Source organism: Cupriavidus alkaliphilus (assembly GCF_900094595.1).
Taxonomy (GTDB): domain Bacteria; phylum Pseudomonadota; class Gammaproteobacteria; order Burkholderiales; family Burkholderiaceae; genus Cupriavidus; species Cupriavidus alkaliphilus.
The window spans coordinates 11961-27096 of record NZ_FMAD01000017.1 but is presented as its reverse complement, the minus strand read 5'-3'; the positions used below and the strand labels follow the sequence as shown (position 1 = coordinate 27096).

The 15136-nt window shown below is 60.7% G+C and carries 18 protein-coding genes and 1 tRNA gene; 17 read left to right on the top strand and 2 right to left on the bottom strand.

Annotation, left to right across the window (positions count from 1 at the left end; genetic code table 11):
* Window positions 1–2: 2 nt before the first annotated feature.
* The 8 genes from hisI to GA0116996_RS25990 all read left to right on the top strand — a co-directional run bounded on the left by hisI (window position 3) and on the right by GA0116996_RS25990 (window position 4907).
* Window positions 3–407 carry a phosphoribosyl-AMP cyclohydrolase gene (hisI, locus tag GA0116996_RS26025; RefSeq protein ID WP_092317504.1) on the top strand — a complete coding sequence of 135 codons (405 nt, stop codon included), beginning with the start codon at window positions 3–5 and terminating at the stop codon, window positions 405–407.
* A complete protein-coding gene (locus GA0116996_RS26020) occupies window positions 404–775 on the top strand; it encodes a phosphoribosyl-ATP diphosphatase (RefSeq protein ID WP_012354084.1) in 372 nt (123 codons plus the stop codon). The genes hisI and GA0116996_RS26020 overlap by 4 nt, the downstream gene beginning before the upstream one ends.
* 64 nt (window positions 776–839) lie before the next feature.
* Window positions 840–1229, top strand: coding sequence for a DUF4870 family protein (locus GA0116996_RS26015; RefSeq protein WP_165835222.1), 390 nt, complete (start codon window positions 840–842; stop codon window positions 1227–1229).
* Between the two features lie 69 nt (window positions 1230–1298).
* The gene (locus tag GA0116996_RS26010) at window positions 1299–1655 is read left to right on the top strand and encodes a histidine triad nucleotide-binding protein (protein ID WP_092317498.1); all 357 of its coding nucleotides are present in this window, start codon (window positions 1299–1301) and stop codon (window positions 1653–1655) included.
* 147 nt (window positions 1656–1802) lie between these two features.
* A complete protein-coding gene (gene tatA, locus GA0116996_RS26005) occupies window positions 1803–2033 on the top strand; it encodes a Sec-independent protein translocase subunit TatA (protein WP_092317495.1) in 231 nt (76 codons plus the stop codon).
* A 93-nt stretch (window positions 2034–2126) separates the two neighbouring features.
* On the top strand, window positions 2127–2648 hold the full coding sequence (gene tatB, locus GA0116996_RS26000; RefSeq protein WP_092317492.1) for a Sec-independent protein translocase protein TatB: 522 nt from the start codon (window positions 2127–2129) through the stop codon (window positions 2646–2648).
* A gap of 124 nt (window positions 2649–2772) precedes the next feature.
* Window positions 2773–3579, top strand: a complete 807-nt coding sequence (tatC, locus tag GA0116996_RS25995) for a twin-arginine translocase subunit TatC (RefSeq protein WP_092317489.1) — start codon at window positions 2773–2775, stop codon at window positions 3577–3579.
* A gap of 233 nt (window positions 3580–3812) precedes the next feature.
* Complete coding sequence (locus GA0116996_RS25990) at window positions 3813–4907, top strand: porin (protein ID WP_092317486.1); 1095 nt, start codon at window positions 3813–3815, stop codon at window positions 4905–4907.
* Window positions 4908–5337: 430 nt separating this feature from the next.
* Here GA0116996_RS25990 and GA0116996_RS25985 read toward each other — a convergent pair whose 3' ends face one another.
* Entirely contained in the window at window positions 5338–6531 is a 1194-nt protein-coding gene (locus GA0116996_RS25985) for a Do family serine endopeptidase (RefSeq protein ID WP_018004945.1), read from the bottom strand.
* A gap of 20 nt (window positions 6532–6551) precedes the next feature.
* Here GA0116996_RS25985 and GA0116996_RS25980 point away from each other — a divergent pair, with 20 nt between their 5' ends.
* The gene (locus GA0116996_RS25980; RefSeq protein ID WP_092317483.1) at window positions 6552–7298 is read left to right on the top strand and encodes a Nif3-like dinuclear metal center hexameric protein; all 747 of its coding nucleotides are present in this window, start codon (window positions 6552–6554) and stop codon (window positions 7296–7298) included.
* 55 nt (window positions 7299–7353) lie between these two features.
* Here GA0116996_RS25980 and mscL read toward each other — a convergent pair whose 3' ends face one another.
* The gene (gene mscL, locus GA0116996_RS25975; RefSeq protein WP_092317480.1) at window positions 7354–7779 is read right to left on the bottom strand and encodes a large conductance mechanosensitive channel protein MscL; all 426 of its coding nucleotides are present in this window, start codon (window positions 7777–7779) and stop codon (window positions 7354–7356) included.
* Between the two features lie 214 nt (window positions 7780–7993).
* On the opposite strand from mscL, the gene petA reads away from it, so the two are divergent.
* From petA to GA0116996_RS28150, 8 genes are all read left to right on the top strand, one after another.
* Entirely contained in the window at window positions 7994–8611 is a 618-nt protein-coding gene (gene petA / locus GA0116996_RS25970; protein ID WP_018004948.1) for a ubiquinol-cytochrome c reductase iron-sulfur subunit, read from the top strand.
* 2 nt (window positions 8612–8613) lie between these two features.
* Window positions 8614–10017: a cytochrome b gene (locus tag GA0116996_RS25965; protein WP_092317477.1), complete on the top strand. Its 1404-nt coding sequence runs from the start codon at window positions 8614–8616 to the stop codon at window positions 10015–10017.
* 36 nt (window positions 10018–10053) lie between these two features.
* Entirely contained in the window at window positions 10054–10797 is a 744-nt protein-coding gene (locus GA0116996_RS25960) for a cytochrome c1 (protein WP_012354072.1), read from the top strand.
* A 207-nt stretch (window positions 10798–11004) separates the two neighbouring features.
* Entirely contained in the window at window positions 11005–11616 is a 612-nt protein-coding gene (locus GA0116996_RS25955; RefSeq protein ID WP_010812311.1) for a glutathione S-transferase N-terminal domain-containing protein, read from the top strand.
* A 57-nt stretch (window positions 11617–11673) separates the two neighbouring features.
* Window positions 11674–12162, top strand: a complete 489-nt coding sequence (locus GA0116996_RS25950; RefSeq protein WP_012354071.1) for a ClpXP protease specificity-enhancing factor — start codon at window positions 11674–11676, stop codon at window positions 12160–12162.
* 52 nt (window positions 12163–12214) lie between these two features.
* Window positions 12215–12290 (top strand) — tRNA-Thr (locus GA0116996_RS25945).
* Between the two features lie 382 nt (window positions 12291–12672).
* The gene (locus GA0116996_RS25940) at window positions 12673–14058 is read left to right on the top strand and encodes an AAA family ATPase (RefSeq protein WP_092317473.1); all 1386 of its coding nucleotides are present in this window, start codon (window positions 12673–12675) and stop codon (window positions 14056–14058) included.
* Window positions 13976–14716 carry a hypothetical protein gene (locus GA0116996_RS28150; RefSeq protein ID WP_141693772.1) on the top strand — a complete coding sequence of 247 codons (741 nt, stop codon included), beginning with the start codon at window positions 13976–13978 and terminating at the stop codon, window positions 14714–14716. The genes GA0116996_RS25940 and GA0116996_RS28150 overlap by 83 nt, the downstream gene beginning before the upstream one ends.
* Window positions 14717–15136: the final 420 nt, after the last annotated feature.

Sequence of the window (15136 nt, the reverse complement as noted above, 5' to 3'; positions counted from 1 at the left end):
TCATGCCGAAGAAGTGGCTCAACAAGGTGAAATGGGACGACAACGGCCTGGTGCCGGTGATCGTGCAGGAAGTCGGCTCGAACGACGTGCTGATGTTCGCGTTCATGAACCGCGAGGCGCTGCTGCGCACCGTGGAACTGGGCGAGGCCGTGTTCTGGTCGCGCTCGCGCAAGCGCCTGTGGCACAAGGGCGAAGAATCGGGCCACGTGCAGAAGGTGCACGAGATCCGTCTGGACTGCGATGAAGACGTGGTGCTGCTGAAGGTGACGCAAATCGACAGCATCGCCTGCCATACCGGGCGCCATTCCTGCTTCTTCCAGAAATTCGAGGGCGATGCCGACGCCGGCGACTGGCAGACGGTCGAGCCGGTGCTGAAGGACCCTGCCCAGATCTACACCAAGCCATGAGCGACAACGCACTCAGCAGCAACGATGTCCTGGCGCGCCTGGCCGAGGTGCTGGAATCGCGCAAGCCCGCCAACGGCGGCGATCCCGACAAGTCCTACGTGGCGCGCCTGTTCAGCAAGGGCGACGACGCCATCCTGAAGAAGATCGGCGAGGAAGCCACCGAGACCGTGATGGCCGCCAAGGACGCGCGCGCCGCCGGCGAAAGCGGCGCCGCGGCCGGCAAGGTGGTCTATGAAGTCGCCGACCTGTGGTTCCACAGCATGGTGCTGCTGGCAAACTTCGGCCTGACGCCGGCTGACGTGGTCAACGAACTGGCGCGGCGCGAAGGGCTGTCCGGCCTGGAAGAAAAGGCCCGGCGCAAGGACTAGCCGGCGCGCGGGTGCCGGCCGGTCTCCCGCCTGCCGCGAGGCAGGCTTCCAACCGAGGGCGATTATGGCGAACGACTACACCGGGCAGGTCACCACTCCCAACGGCCAACAGCTGAGCAGCCTGCGCAAGCTGCTGCACATCCTTTACGCGCTGTATGCGATCTTCTGGCTCACCGGCGGCATCACCGCGCTGATCGCCATAGTGATCGACTACGTCAAGCGCGATGACGCCCGCGGGTCGCTGTATGCCTCGCACTTCGCCTGGCAGATCCGCTCGTTCTGGTGGTCGGTGGCCTGGGGCGCGCTGGGCGGGGTGCTGTTCGCGACAGTCGTGCTGATGCCGCTGGCCTTCGCGGTCTGGGGCGTGCTGTCGCTGTGGATGCTGTATCGTATCGTCAAGGGCTGGCTGTATCTGAACGACAGCAAGCCGATGTACCCGGACCAGCAGTTTTGATGCCGGGATGCCGGTCAGCCTTGCGCATGAGGTGGTCATCGGGGCCGCGGCCGTCGCAATGAAATTTTCATGAACGCTCGGGATAATTGCATCTTCTGCAAGATCGTGGCTGGCCAGCTGCCGTCGAACAAAGTCTATGAAGACGACGACATGCTGGCTTTCCACGATATCCATCCCAAGGCCCCGGTACACTTGCTGGTCATTCCCAAAGCGCATGTCGACTCGCTTGCCGATTGCGGCGCCGGCGAAGGAGAGCTGCTTGCTAGAATGATGCTGAAGGTGCCAGAACTGGCGCGCGCGGCCGGCTGTTCCAACGGCTTCCGGACGGTGATCAACACCGGCCCGGACGGCGGACAGGAGGTCTACCACCTGCACCTGCATGTGCTGGGTGGACCGCGCCACGCCTGGAAGGGACCGCTGCCCTGACCGGGCAGCCTTGGCAGGGGAGTGTCCGCGGCGGCAACGCCCGGGCAGAAGCTGCGCCGGCAACCGTCGCCCGGCGCGGCCATCACGGGACGGAACAACGGGTCCGGGCATCAATGATTGCGCCCGCGGCTGCATCAGGAGCAAGAGATGGGTTCGTTTAGCATTTGGCACTGGCTGATCGTGCTGGTGATCGTCATGCTGGTGTTCGGCACCAAGAAGCTGCGCAATATCGGCCAGGACCTGGGCGGCGCGGTCAAGGGCTTCAAGGACGGCATGAAGGACGGCGAGGACAAGGCGGCCCAGCCGGGCGCGTCCAAGGAACTGCGCGATTCCACCACCATCGACGTCGACGCCAAGGAAAAGACCCGCCAGCAATAAGCCGGCGGTGTGCCCTCCCTTCCACGCAAACCTCGCTGCGCGTGTCGTTGCGCGCCTGCGCCATTCCGCATGTTGTCCGCATGATGTGTCCGCATGATTGATCTCGGCATTTCCAAGCTGGCGCTGATCGGCGCCGTGGCACTGATCGTGATCGGTCCCGAACGGCTGCCCAAGGTCGCGCGCACGGTAGGCGCGCTGGTCGGCCGTGCGCAGCGCTATATCAGTGACGTCAAGGCCGAAGTCAGCCGCGAGGTGGAACTGGAAGAACTGCGCAAGATGCGCACGGAATTCGAGGACGCCGCGCGCGATGTCGAGCGCACCATCCACAAAGAAGTCAGCGAGCAGACCCAGGCGCTCAACGAAGCGCTCGGCGGCGCCGAAACCGGCGCAGCCTCCGGCCCAGGCGGCAGCAGCGACGCGGGCGGCGGCTTCGTGCCCAGCTGGGACGCGGCGCACAAGGCGCACAACGGGCGCAAGAGCTGGCGCGTCAAGCAGGGCGCGCGTCCGCTGTGGTTCAAGCGCCAGCACAATGTCCGCGTCTGGGTGCAGTCGGGCGCGGCGCGCGTCAAGCGGCACCGGCCGGCGAGCCGGCCCTCCCGTTCCTTCTTCGAATAAGCATGGCGCGCGGCGAACTCCTGCCGGCCGCCGTGGCCGCTGTCGTTGTGTCCGCCTCCTCACGCCGCCACGTTGCGGTTTCATCGATCCACTTGCCAGCCCTCGCGGCTGAGCGGTTCACGCCATGAGCGACACCAGGTCCTCCGATCCCCAAGACCCGCAAGACGAGTCGCAGCAGGAAACCTTCATCTCCCACCTGATCGAGTTGCGCCAGCGACTGGTCAAGGCGGTGGCCGGCATCATCCTGGTGTTCGTCTCGCTGGTCTACTGGGCGCCGGTCATCTTCAACCTGTTCTCCGCGCCGCTGATGGAATCACTGCCCAAGGGCGGCAAGATGATCGTCACGGACGTGACCGGCTCGTTCTTCGTGCCAATGAAGGTGACCTTGCTGGTGGCGTTCCTGATCGCGCTGCCATGGGTGCTGTACCAGGTCTGGCAATTTGTCGCGCCCGGCCTTTACCAGCATGAGAAGCGCCTGATCCTGCCGCTGGTATCGAGCAGCTATTTCCTGTTCCTGTGCGGCGTGGCGTTTGCCTATTTTCTGGTGTTCCCCACGGTGTTCCATTTCATGGCCCACTACAACGCGCCGCTGGGGGCGGAGATGTCCACCGACATCGACAAATACCTCAGCTTCGCCATGACCACCTTCCTGGCCTTCGGCATTACCTTCGAAGTGCCGGTGGTGGTGATCGTGCTGGTTCGGTTCGGCGTGGTGGAACTGGAAAAGCTCAAGCAGATCCGCCCCTATGTGATCGTCGGGGCCTTCATCATCGCCGCCATCGTCACGCCGCCGGACGTGCTGTCGCAACTGCTTCTCGCGGTTCCTCTCGTGGCTCTCTACGAACTCGGCCTGATCCTGGCGCGGTTTGTCGGCCGACCGGCAGCCGAGGAGGCCACTTCCGCAGAAACTCAGCCGGACGAATCGCGCTGAGGCAGGCTTTTTCGCAGGCTGGGGTGCTCGTTTGCACCAAAATGGGGATTTTTGCCCGCATTCCTGTTGCTCCCCGACAACAAAAAACGCCAGTAAGCATGGTTTACGCCGAAAAAGCCTTCTGACGGCCGGGGGGGCTGGCACATAATACGCAGCAGACGTGAATGTAAATGCGTCGCCCAAGCACTTGGGCAACCAAGATTTCCCAATCAGTTGACAAGGAAAGTGTCGATATGAAGATGAAACTGTTTGCTGCTGCCGTCGCCGCTCTGGCCGCTGGTGGCGCGTATGCCCAGTCGAGCGTGACCCTGTACGGCGTGGCTGACGTCGGCCTCGAATACGTCAGCAAGGCCAACGCTGCCGGCGACGATCTGTTCCGCATGTCGTCGGGTAACCAGTCCGGTTCGCGCTGGGGCCTGCGTGGCGTGGAAGACCTGGGTGGCGGTCTGAAGGGCGTGTTCGTCCTGGAAAGCGGTTTCGACCTGGATGACGGTCGTTCGGCCCAAGGTGGTCGTCTGTTCGGTCGTCAAGCCTACGTCGGTCTGCAAAGCAACTTCGGTTCGCTGCTGCTGGGCCGTCAACAGACCGCCTTCTATGACTTCGGTCTGATCTATGACCCGATGGCCATCTCGTCGCGCTACGGTATCCTGGCTCAGGACGCCGCTTTCGCTTCGCGCGCTGACAACACCGTCAAGTACATCGGCAAGTTCGGTGGCCTGACCGCCTCGGCCTTCTACAGCTTCAACAACAACGGCCAAGAAGTCGCCGGCGCCTTCCGCCGCGGCCAAGAGTACGGCGCCATGCTGAACTACGCAGCCGGCCCGTTCTCGGTTGGTGCTGCCTATGACGAAGCCCACGGTACCACGGGTACCGTTGGTGGTGTCACCGTTGACCAGAGCGGTCAGCGTATCCGCCGCGCCACCGTGGGTGCCAACTATGCCTTCGGCCCGGCCAAGGTCTACGCTGGCTACCGTTGGGCCAAGGCTGCCGACGGCGCAAGCCTGCCGGGCCAGGTCGCTACGACCGCCAACCCGGGTGCCATCAACGGTACCTCCAACCTGTACTGGCTGGGTCTGGGTTACCAGCTGACCCCGGCGTTCTCGCTGTCGGGCGCTGCGTACTACCAAGACTTCCGCAAGAGCGATGCGGATCCGTGGCAATTCGTCGTGACCGCCGACTACGCGCTGTCGAAGCGTACCGACGTGTACACCTCGCTGTCGTACGCTCTGAACGACAACGGTTCGCTGCTGGGCGTGAACGGCTTCAACACCGTGCAAGCAGGCAAGGACCAGTTCGGTGCTGTGGTTGGTCTGCGTCACAAGTTCTAATTTGACGCGGGTGCAAGCCCGCATCAGGTTGGCTTGAAAAACGCCGGTATCCGCAAGGATGCCGGCGTTTTCTTTGTACGACGAGGCGGCGGGGAAATGCGCGAGCGACTAATACCCTGTGTCATGCGCCATATGAGCCGGCACGCGGTTGTCCTGGCTGCTGCGATGCCCCCGACTTCCGCGCACGCCTGGCAGCCGGATAGAGGCCGCCGCGACAATCGGCACGCCAGCTAACGCCAGGACGAACGAGGCCTGGTTTCCGGGGTAGCAGCTGGTGCCGTCAGGCAGGACTCGGTCGCGCTGGCGAATCCGGACGCAAGCCGACGTCCCGATCTTGCCGCCACCCCAAGAGCCGGCAGGCGTCGGCAGCCATAAAAAAACCCGCCATCGCTGGCGGGTTTTGCTTACTCCGGCACTGGCGACGCCGGCGTTATTCTTCCTCTTCAAACGGCAGCGAGCGGCGCGGCGGGGGAGGCCGCTTGCCGATGGTAACCGTCAGGTCCGTCGGCTTGCCGCGGCGGATCACCGTCATCTTGATGTCCACGCCGGGCTTGAGCTGCGCAATGGCATTGAGCAGCGCCGTGGTATCGGTGATCGACAAGCCATCCACCTTGGTCAGCACGTCGCCGGGCCGCACGCCAGCCTTGTCGGCCGGGCCGCCCTGGACCACGGCGGCAATCAGTGCGCCTTCCTTGGCATCGAGCCCGAACGATTCGGCAATCTCCGGCGTCATGTCCTGCGGCTCGACGCCGATCCAGCCGCGCGTCACGCTGCCGGTCGAGATAATCGACTCCATCACCTGCTTGGCCGTCGATACCGGGATGGCGAAGCCGATACCTAGCGAGCCGCCCGAGCGCGAATAGATCGCCGTGTTGATGCCCAGCAGGTTGCCCTGCGCATCGACCAGCGCGCCGCCCGAGTTACCGGGGTTGATCGCGGCATCGGTCTGGATGAAGTTCTCGAAGGTGTTGATGCCCAGGTGGCTGCGGCCCAGCGCGGACACGATGCCCATCGTCACGGTCTGGCCCACGCCGAACGGGTTGCCGATGGCCAGCACCACATCGCCGACCTTCACGTTCTCGAGCCGACCCAGGGTGATCGCGGGCAGGTCCTTGAGCGTCACCTTCAGCACGGCCAGGTCGGTTTCGGGGTCGGAGCCGACCACCTTGGCATTGGCCTTGCGGCCGTCCGTCAGCGCGATCTCGATCTCGTCGGCGCCATCGACCACGTGGTGGTTGGTTAGAATGTAACCTTCGGCGCTGACAATGACGCCCGACCCCAGGCTCGAAACCGGCTCCTGCCGCTCAGGCAGGCGGTCGCCGAAGAAGAAGCGGAACCACGGATCCTCGGCCTGCGGATTGGGCGAGCGCTTGTTGCCGTTCTTGCTGGTAAAGATATTGACCACCGCCGGCATGGCGAGCTGGGCGGCTTCGCTGTATGACCCTTCCGCCGCAGGACCGGACACGTTGGGCACGACCTCCTTGAGCGCCACGATGGGCGAGCCGGATTGGACCGCGACGCGCCCCCTCTGCAGCCATTCAGGCTTGAGCGTTGCCACGACGAACCAGACCGCCAGCACGACGGTGACAGCCTGGGCAAAGAACAGCCAAAAGCGCCGCAACATATTGGAGTTTTGAGCAGAAAATGAAAACAAAAGAGCTTGAATTGTACTTGAACGGCCTGTTGGAAGTTTCCCGCTACAAGGACTATTGTCCCAACGGGCTGCAAGTGCAAGGTCGCTCGGAGATCACACATGTGGTGACCGGGGTGACGGCAAGCCTGGCGCTGGTCGATGCCGCGGTCGAGGCGGGCGCCGACGCCATCCTCGTGCATCACGGCTATTTCTGGAAAAACGAGGATGCGCGCGTGGTGGGGCAGAAGCACGCGCGCCTGAAGCGCCTGCTCGGGGCCGATATAAATCTGTTCGCCTACCATCTGCCCCTGGATAATCACCCGGAATTCGGCAATAACGCGCAACTTGGCCTGCAGCTCGGTTTCACGCCCACCGGCCGCTTCAGCGACGACCAGCTGGGCTGGACCGGCACGCTGCCCGCGCCGATGCCGCTCGCCGCGCTGGCTGCGCATGTCGGCGGCGTGCTCGGGAGGGAGCCGCTGGCGATCGGCGCTCCGGAGCAGATGATCCGCACCGTTGGCTGGTGCACGGGCGGGGCGCAGGGGTATTTCGATGCCGCGGTGGCTGCCGGCGTCGACGCCTATCTGAGCGGCGAAGTCTCGGAACAGACCACGCACCTGGCGCGCGAGAGCGGCGTGGCCTATCTGGCGGCGGGCCATCACGCGACCGAGCGCTATGGCATCCGCTCGCTGGGCGAGCATGTGGCCGAACGCTTTGGCCTGCGCCATACCTTTATCGATATTCCGAATCCGGTCTGATCTGACAAAAAACAAAACGGCCCCAGCGGGGCCGTTTTATCGTTCGGGATTCGAATCAGCGGGTCTTCAGGCTGTCGCGGATTTCTCGCAGCAGCGCGACTTCCTCGGGCGGAGCGGCGGGCGGCGGCGGCGGTTCCGCGGCGCGCATGCGGTTGAAGGCACGCACCATCAGAAAGATGATGAAGGCCAGGATGATGAAGTTGACAACGATGGTCAGGAAATTGCCATAGGCAAATACCGGTACGCCGGCCTTCTTCAGGGCATCGAGCGTCAGCGGTGTCCCCGGAGGGGGATCCGCCAGAACAATGAACATGCTGGAGAAATCCAGCTTGCCCACAACCCGGCCCACCAACGGCATGATCAGGTCGTTGACCACGGAATCCACGATCTTGCCGAAGGCCGCGCCAATGATCACACCGACCGCCAGGTCGATGACGTTGCCGCGTACGGCGAAGGTTCTGAATTCCGAGATCATGCCCATGGGGGGTTCTCCTTCTTGTGGCGATGGGTGAACGGTTTCAAGCTGGAAGCCTGCCGCATCACTCACCGGAAATCAAGCGTGGAGGCGGATTTCCGGGATGCATGTCCGATAATCGCGCGAGGCCGTGGCATTTTCTGCCTATCTAGTGCGCAGGTCTCTAAGGTACACTTTATGGTTGACGCAAAATCTAAATTGACTTCCCCTGGGGTTTGGAATGAGTGACCAGCAAGACGTGAAGAGCGTGGATAAAGGTCGCCGCAATTGGTTGATCGCGACATCCGTCGCTGGCGGCGTCGGAGGCGTGGCGGTAGCGGTTCCTTTCGTCAGTACCTTTGCACCATCGGAGAAGGCCAAAGCCGCGGGTGCTCCAGTCGAGGCGGATATCGGCGCCCTGAAGCCGGGCGAGATGATGACCGTCGAGTGGCGTGGCAAACCGGTCTGGATCATGCGGCGCACGGAGGAGCAACTGGCGTCGCTGAAGAAGACGGACGGCGAAGTGGCCGATCCCAATTCCGATATTCCGTTCACCATGCAGACGCCCGAGTACTGCAAGAACGAAACCCGTTCGCGTCCGGAACACAAGGACGTGCTGGTAGTAGTTGGCATCTGTTCCCATCTTGGCTGTTCCCCCTCGGGCCCCTTCGCCCCCGGTGCCAATCCTCAGCTCGGCACTGATCCCGGTTTCCTTTGCCCCTGCCACGGATCGACCTTCGACCTGGCCGGGCGCGTCTTCAAGAACAAGCCGGCTCCGCAGAATCTCGATGTTCCCCCCTACCAGTTCCTGTCCGAAAGCAAGATCGTGATCGGCAAGGACGAGAAAGGAGAAGCCTGATCATGGCGGCCGAAAAACAAGTCAAGACGACCGGCCTGATGGGCTGGATCGACGCCCGCTTTCCCGCGACCCAGCTGTGGGAAGACCACCTGTCCCGCTACTACGCGCCGAAGAACTTCAACTTCTGGTATTTCTTCGGTTCGCTGGCGCTGCTGGTGCTGGTGATCCAGATCGTCACCGGGATCTTCCTGGTGATGAACTACAAGCCGGACGGCACGCTGAACGCCGCCGGCATTCCGGTGGCCTTTGCCAGCGTGGAATACATCATGCGCGAAGTCCCGTGGGGCTGGCTGGTGCGCTACATGCACTCGACCGGCGCCTCGGCCTTCTTCGTCGTGGTCTACCTGCACATGTTCCGCGGCCTGCTGTACGGTTCGTATCGCAAGCCGCGCGAGCTGGTCTGGATCTTCGGCTGCCTGATCTTCCTGTGCCTGATGGCCGAAGCCTTCATGGGCTACCTGCTGCCGTGGGGCCAGATGTCGTACTGGGGCGCCCAGGTGATCGTGAACCTGTTCTCGGCCATCCCGGTGATCGGCCAGGACCTGTCGCTGTTTATCCGCGGTGACTACGTGGTCAGCGACGCGACCCTGAACCGCTTCTTCTCGTTCCACGTCATCGCCGTGCCGCTGGTGCTGCTGGGCCTGGTGATCGCCCACATCATCGCGCTGCACGAAGTGGGTTCGAACAACCCGGACGGCGTCGAGATCAAGGCCAAGAAGGACGAAAACGGTGTCCCGCTGGACGGCATCCCGTTCCACCCCTACTACTCGGTGCACGACCTGCTCGGCGTGGGCGGCTTCCTGATCCTGTTCTCGGCCGTGATCTTCTTCTTCCCCGAAGTAGGCGGCTATTTCCTGGAAGCCAACAACTTCTTCCCGGCCGATCCGCTGAAGACCCCGCCGCACATCGCGCCGGTCTGGTACTTCACGCCGTTCTACTCGATGCTGCGCGCCACCACGTCGAACTTCCTCCCCATCCTGTGGGTGTTCTTCGCGCTGCTGCTGGGCATGGTGTTCCTGCGCAGCAAGGATGCGCGGGTGAAGATCGGTGCCGTCGCCATCGCGGTGATCCTGGCCGTGGGCTTCTACTTCATCGACGCCAAGTTCTGGGGCGTGCTGGTGATGGGCGGCTCGGTGGTGATCCTGTTCTTCCTGCCGTGGCTCGACTGCTCGCCGGTCAAGTCCATCCGCTATCGTCCCGCTTTCCACAAGACCATCCTGATCGTCTTCGTGGTGGTGTTCCTGGTGCTCGGCTATCTCGGCGTGCAACCGCCGTCGCCGGTTGGTGAGAAGGTGTCGCAGCTCGGTACGCTGCTGTACTTCGCCTTCTTCCTGACCATGCCGCTGTGGAGCCGTGTCGGCGAGTTCAAGCCGGTCCCGGAGCGTGTCACGTTCCACCCGCACTGAGCGAAGCGAACCCCGACAAGAGCACAAGGACACAAGATGAAAAAGCTGCTTTCGATCCTCGCGCTGGCCGGCGCCTGCATTGCCGGCGCGCCCGCCATGGCATCCGAGGGGGGCTTCCCCCTCGAGCCGGCGCCGGTGAACACCGCCGACCTGTCGTCGCTGCAGCGCGGCGCCAAGGTGTTCGTCAACTACTGCCTGAACTGCCACGGCGCATCGATGATGCGCTACAACCGGCTCAAGGACATCGGCCTGACCGACGACCAGATCCGCGAGAACCTGCTGTTCACCGCGGACAAGGTGGGCGAGACCATGAACATCGCCATGCAGCCGAAGGAAGCCAAGGCCTTCTTCGGCGCGCAGCCGCCGGACCTGTCGGTGATCGCCCGCGCCCGTGGCGACGACTGGCTCTACACCTACCTGCGCACCTTCTACCGCGACGACAGCCGTGCCACCGGCTGGAACAACCTGGTGTTCCCGAGCGTCGGCATGCCGCACGTGCTGTGGGAACTTCAGGGCCAGCGCGCCGCCAAGTTCACCGAAGTGGAAGAACACGGCGAGAAGGTGCACAAGTTCGCCGGCTTCGAGCAACTGAGCCCGGGCAAGCTGAGCAAGGTCGAGTACGACCAGATGACTGCCGACCTCGTCAGCTTCCTGGACTGGATGGCCGAGCCCGCGCAGAACCACCGCAAGCGCCTGGGCGTGTGGGTGCTGCTGTTCCTGGGCGTGTTCACCGTGTTCGCCTGGCGCCTGAACGCGGCGTACTGGAAAGACGTGAAGTAAAACTGTGACGGGCCTGATCGGGCCCGGATCCGACAAGGCCAGGGGCGGTCGCTGCCAAAAGGGTAGCGCCGCCCTTGGCCTTTTTTGCTGGTCACGACCCCGAAAAGCGCCGTATTTGCCACTTATTTGCTTTTCGGTAGGCGACTTTGGCAGAATGGCAGACCTTACTGTCCGACCCAGCTCCGGCTAAGCCCAAGGAATCCAACCATGATGGTGTTGTATTCGGGTACGACTTGCCCGTTTTCCCAACGTTGCCGCCTTGTCCTGTTCGAAAAGGGCATGGATTTTGAAATCCGCGACGTCGACCTTTTTAACAAGCCCGAAGATATTTCGGTGATGAACCCGTACGGCCAGGTACCCATCCTGGTCGAGCGCGACCTCATCCTGTATGAGTCGAATATCATCAACGAATACATCGACGAGCGCTTCCCGCACCCGCAGCTGATGCCGGCCGATCCGGTGCAGCGCGCCCGCGCCCGCCTGTTCCTGTTCAACTTCGAAAAGGAACTGTTCACCCACGTCTACACGCTGGAGAACGAAAAGGGCAAGGCCGCGGAAAAGAACCACGAACGCGCCCGCGCCGCCATCCGCGATCGCCTGACGCAACTGGCGCCGATCTTCGTCAAGAACAAGTACATGCTGGGCGAAGAATTTTCGATGCTCGACGTCGCCATCGCGCCGCTGCTGTGGCGCCTGGACCACTACGGCATCGAGCTCTCGAAAAACGCCGCGCCGCTGCTGAAGTATGCTGAACGCATTTTCAGCCGCCCTGCGTACATCGAAGCGCTCACCCCGTCCGAAAAGGTGATGCGCCGCTAACCGGCACCGGCCCGACGGCATCCGCCCTCGGGCCCTCGCGGCGCCATTGGAAGCACAATGCCTGAAACCTCCACCAAGCCCTACCTGATCCGCGCCATCTACGAATGGTGCACGGACAACGGCTTCACGCCGTACATCGCCGTCTTCGTCGACGCCAACACCAACGTGCCGCGCGAGTTCGTCAAGAACAACGAGATCGTGCTCAACGTCAGCTTCGACGCCACCAGCGGCCTGGACATGGGCAATGAGTGGATCACCTTCAGCGCACGCTTCGGCGGTGTCTCGCGCAAGATCGACGTGCCTGTAGAGAACGTGCTGGCGATCTACGCCCGCGAGAACGGACAGGGCATGGCCTTCCCGGTCGAACGCAGCCTGCCGGAAACCCAGGCCGCCACCGAGCGTGAAAACAACCCGCCGCCCAAGCTCGCCCCGGTCGAAGCCGAAACCCCGGCAACCACCAGCGACACCGGCCCCGGCGACGACGACACGCCGCCCCCGGTGCCCCGCATCGGCGGCAAGAAGCCTGCACTGAAAGTGGTGAAGTAAGCCATCCCAAAGCCGACCGCAATGCAGTAGAATCGCGGTCTGCACCAGACATGCCGGCTTAGCTCATCAGGTAGAGCAGTTGATTTGTAATCATCAGGTGGCGGGTTCGAGTCCTGCAGCCGGCACCAGAATTGAAGAACGGGCTACGCATTGCGTAGCCCGTTTTGTTTTTGCGCATCAGCACTCGAGAAGAGTCGCTATTTGCCCTTCTCAGCTAACACCTGCGCCCCGTCGCTACAGCGATCAGCATAGACGGGCGGCTGAGCAAAACCTGCAAGGCCATGCTTGACAGTCGGAGAAGCTCTCCAGATCCACACGCCGAAGTGGATTTGGTCCAACGGACACGGTCCGTCAACGCTCAGCGGTGTCCGGGGCATATTGTTCATCTCACGTCAGTCGATCCTTGTCTTGATCTGACACTCCGCCCACGCCAATCGAGTGATACTATTTATGTTAGGCGCAAGTCACGTGCCTCCATGCGTGGCCTTTCATGTTGATCGAGAACACAAAATGCTGACAAAGCTCGAAGCGCACGGCTTCAAGAATCTCCTTAATTTTGAAGTGTCGCTGGGCCCTTTTAATTGCATCGCCGGACTCAATGGTGTCGGTAAATCAAATATCTTTGATGCGATAAGATTTCTTTCGCTACTGAGCGATAAGTCGATAATTGAGGCGGCGTTGGCGGTACGTGATTCCGAATCCAATGATCCGCTCGATATATTTTGGACAAACGGTGACTACCGGAGTGAGCGCCTCAAGCTGGCCGTCGAAATGATCGTTCCGTTGGACGTGATTGACGATTTTGGTAGAAAGGCCCGGGCAAAATCCACTTTCTTGCGCTATGAAGTCGAGATCGCTAGGGACTTGCACGAAGAGGAATCAAATTCGCTGGGATTGTATCTCGCGCGCGAAAGTCTCGTGCATATTAATAAAGGTGAAGCGGTAAATCTGCTGCAATTTCCTTTGAGTGCTGCCCAGTTTCGCGATAAGGTTATCGTCAACAAAAGAAAGGGCGCGGGTTTCATTTCCACTCAAGTTGTCGAGGATGACGGAATTATCGAAATCCATCTGCACCAAGATGGGGGAAGTAGTGGCCAGCCGCAGAAAATTCCGGCGCGACATATTCCTAAGACAGTGATTGCAAATACTAATAGTTCGGTGTGGCCCACCATTCTTTCTGCCCGAAGAGAAATGCAATCGTGGCGCTTCCTCTCGCTTGAGCCGAGCGCAATGCGCCGCTCAAATAAAATGCATGAAGAGGGAACCGTAGGGGCTGATGGGGGAAAGCTTGCTGCGGCTCTGTATAGATTGTTCCGTAAAGATGAGAACGTCTACTCTCGCATTGCAAGTAGGCTTTCGGAGATTATGCCTACGTCTGATGTAAGGGTTGACGTAGACCCCGTGAGGCAATTGTTAACCGTGGAGGTGCGCGAGCGATCTGGAGCTTTTCTTCCTGCGCGGGCGCTTTCGGATGGGACATTGCGCTTCCTCGCACTCTGCATTATGGCGGAAGATCCCGATTTCATGGGGCTCCTCTGTTTCGAAGAACCAGAAAATGGGATTCATCCGGCAAAGATGAGTGCAATGCTTTCATTGCTAAAGGAATTGGCTGTCGACCCAACTCAGTCGACCGGTGAAAACAACCCCATGCGGCAGATTCTCATTGCCACGCATTCTCCGGTATTGGTAAAGCTAGAGACACCCGACGATCTAATATACGCCGATATCGTAAAGGTTCGGGGGCTAGATGGAAAACCGGCTTCCACGATCCGTTGCAAGAGTTTGCGCGAAAGTTGGCGATCGGCGGCAGGCCGTGAGTGCATTGATAAGGGTTCGATTATTTCATATCTTACCCTGCCGCCTGGTAGTCAAATTTCGTTGGATTTGGCCGAATAAATTAATTGCCTTAAAAATGAAAATTAATTTTGTCCTTACTGGGGAGGGGCCCTCAGATTTACGCTTGGTCGATCATATTGAGAATGTTTTGATTGACGAGGGGTTTGCGGAAGTTAGTGGGGATGCGCCCGATTTGAGTATATTTAACCCGCCCGTTGGTCGAACTGTTCGGGATAAGCTTGTTGCGTTATTGCGGCATTATCCAAATGCTGATGCCATATTTGTTCATCGTGACGCCGACAATGCTGGCGATGTCGCTCGGCAACTCGAGATTGAAGAAGCCGCGGATGGTCTGATCCCTTTGGAGCGCGTTATTCCTATTGTCCCTGTTGCAATGCTCGAGACATGGTTGCTAGCGGATCCGTCGGTCATAAAGAGAGTTGCAGGAAATGAGCGCTTGAAAGGGCCTATCAACTGTCTACCGCCGGTAGCGCAGTTGGAACAGACTACAGATACGAAGCGAGTGTTGTTGGACGCACTATGTGAGGCAAGCCAGACGCAAGGGGGAAGGCTAAAGAGCTTTAAGGCTCGCTATCCCGAGATGCGGGCACGGTTGACCTTCGATCTTGATCCAAATGGACCAGTACAACGGCTACCATCCTATCGGCGTTTTCGCGAGCAAATCCGGGCGTTTGCGAGAAATAGGCTTGGAGCGTAGTAGCCGCGTTTGACGGGATTTGGACGGCAGGCATAGTTTTCGCGAGTAGGGACTTGCACGCAATGTAACGCGAAAGACTCCGGGGTGTCCGCAGGCCGTTTGGGAAAGTAGTCGCCGCCGTAGTTGAGCTCATGCCGCTGGCGTTCATCAGACAATTGCATCGGTCGTGGACGCGCAGTACGAAGGCAGCGCAGATACTAGTCCGGACTGTCTGCATTCCCTTACGCTAAGTTACTTAATCTAAAGTACCTTAGATTTTTGCTACATACGGATCTCTTTGCTTAATAATGAATATATTGAGTAATTGAAAATTTATAACCATCAGGTGGCGTGTTCGAGTCCTGCCGCCGGCACCAGCATTGAAGAACGGGCTACGCATTGCGTAGCCCGTTTTGTTTTGGCGGCACCCGAGGCGTTGTC

Excerpts from the sequence above, each read along its gene's own strand:
- hisI (WP_092317504.1), top strand. The coding sequence starts at position 3 with ATGCCGAAGAAGTGGCTCAACAAGGTGAAATGGGACGACAACGGCCTG.
- GA0116996_RS26020 (WP_012354084.1), top strand. The coding sequence starts at position 404 with ATGAGCGACAACGCACTCAGCAGCAACGATGTCCTGGCGCGCCTGGCC.
- GA0116996_RS26015 (WP_165835222.1), top strand. The coding sequence starts at position 840 with ATGGCGAACGACTACACCGGGCAGGTCACCACTCCCAACGGCCAACAG.
- GA0116996_RS26010 (WP_092317498.1), top strand. The coding sequence starts at position 1,299 with ATGAACGCTCGGGATAATTGCATCTTCTGCAAGATCGTGGCTGGCCAG.
- tatA (WP_092317495.1), top strand. The coding sequence starts at position 1,803 with ATGGGTTCGTTTAGCATTTGGCACTGGCTGATCGTGCTGGTGATCGTC.
- tatB (WP_092317492.1), top strand. The coding sequence starts at position 2,127 with ATGATTGATCTCGGCATTTCCAAGCTGGCGCTGATCGGCGCCGTGGCA.
- tatC (WP_092317489.1), top strand. The coding sequence starts at position 2,773 with ATGAGCGACACCAGGTCCTCCGATCCCCAAGACCCGCAAGACGAGTCG.
- GA0116996_RS25990 (WP_092317486.1), top strand. The coding sequence starts at position 3,813 with ATGAAGATGAAACTGTTTGCTGCTGCCGTCGCCGCTCTGGCCGCTGGT.
- GA0116996_RS25985 (WP_018004945.1), bottom strand. The coding sequence starts at position 6,531 with ATGTTGCGGCGCTTTTGGCTGTTCTTTGCCCAGGCTGTCACCGTCGTG.
- GA0116996_RS25980 (WP_092317483.1), top strand. The coding sequence starts at position 6,552 with ATGAAAACAAAAGAGCTTGAATTGTACTTGAACGGCCTGTTGGAAGTT.
- mscL (WP_092317480.1), bottom strand. The coding sequence starts at position 7,779 with ATGGGCATGATCTCGGAATTCAGAACCTTCGCCGTACGCGGCAACGTC.
- petA (WP_018004948.1), top strand. The coding sequence starts at position 7,994 with ATGAGTGACCAGCAAGACGTGAAGAGCGTGGATAAAGGTCGCCGCAAT.
- GA0116996_RS25965 (WP_092317477.1), top strand. The coding sequence starts at position 8,614 with ATGGCGGCCGAAAAACAAGTCAAGACGACCGGCCTGATGGGCTGGATC.
- GA0116996_RS25960 (WP_012354072.1), top strand. The coding sequence starts at position 10,054 with ATGAAAAAGCTGCTTTCGATCCTCGCGCTGGCCGGCGCCTGCATTGCC.
- GA0116996_RS25955 (WP_010812311.1), top strand. The coding sequence starts at position 11,005 with ATGATGGTGTTGTATTCGGGTACGACTTGCCCGTTTTCCCAACGTTGC.
- GA0116996_RS25950 (WP_012354071.1), top strand. The coding sequence starts at position 11,674 with ATGCCTGAAACCTCCACCAAGCCCTACCTGATCCGCGCCATCTACGAA.
- GA0116996_RS25940 (WP_092317473.1), top strand. The coding sequence starts at position 12,673 with ATGCTGACAAAGCTCGAAGCGCACGGCTTCAAGAATCTCCTTAATTTT.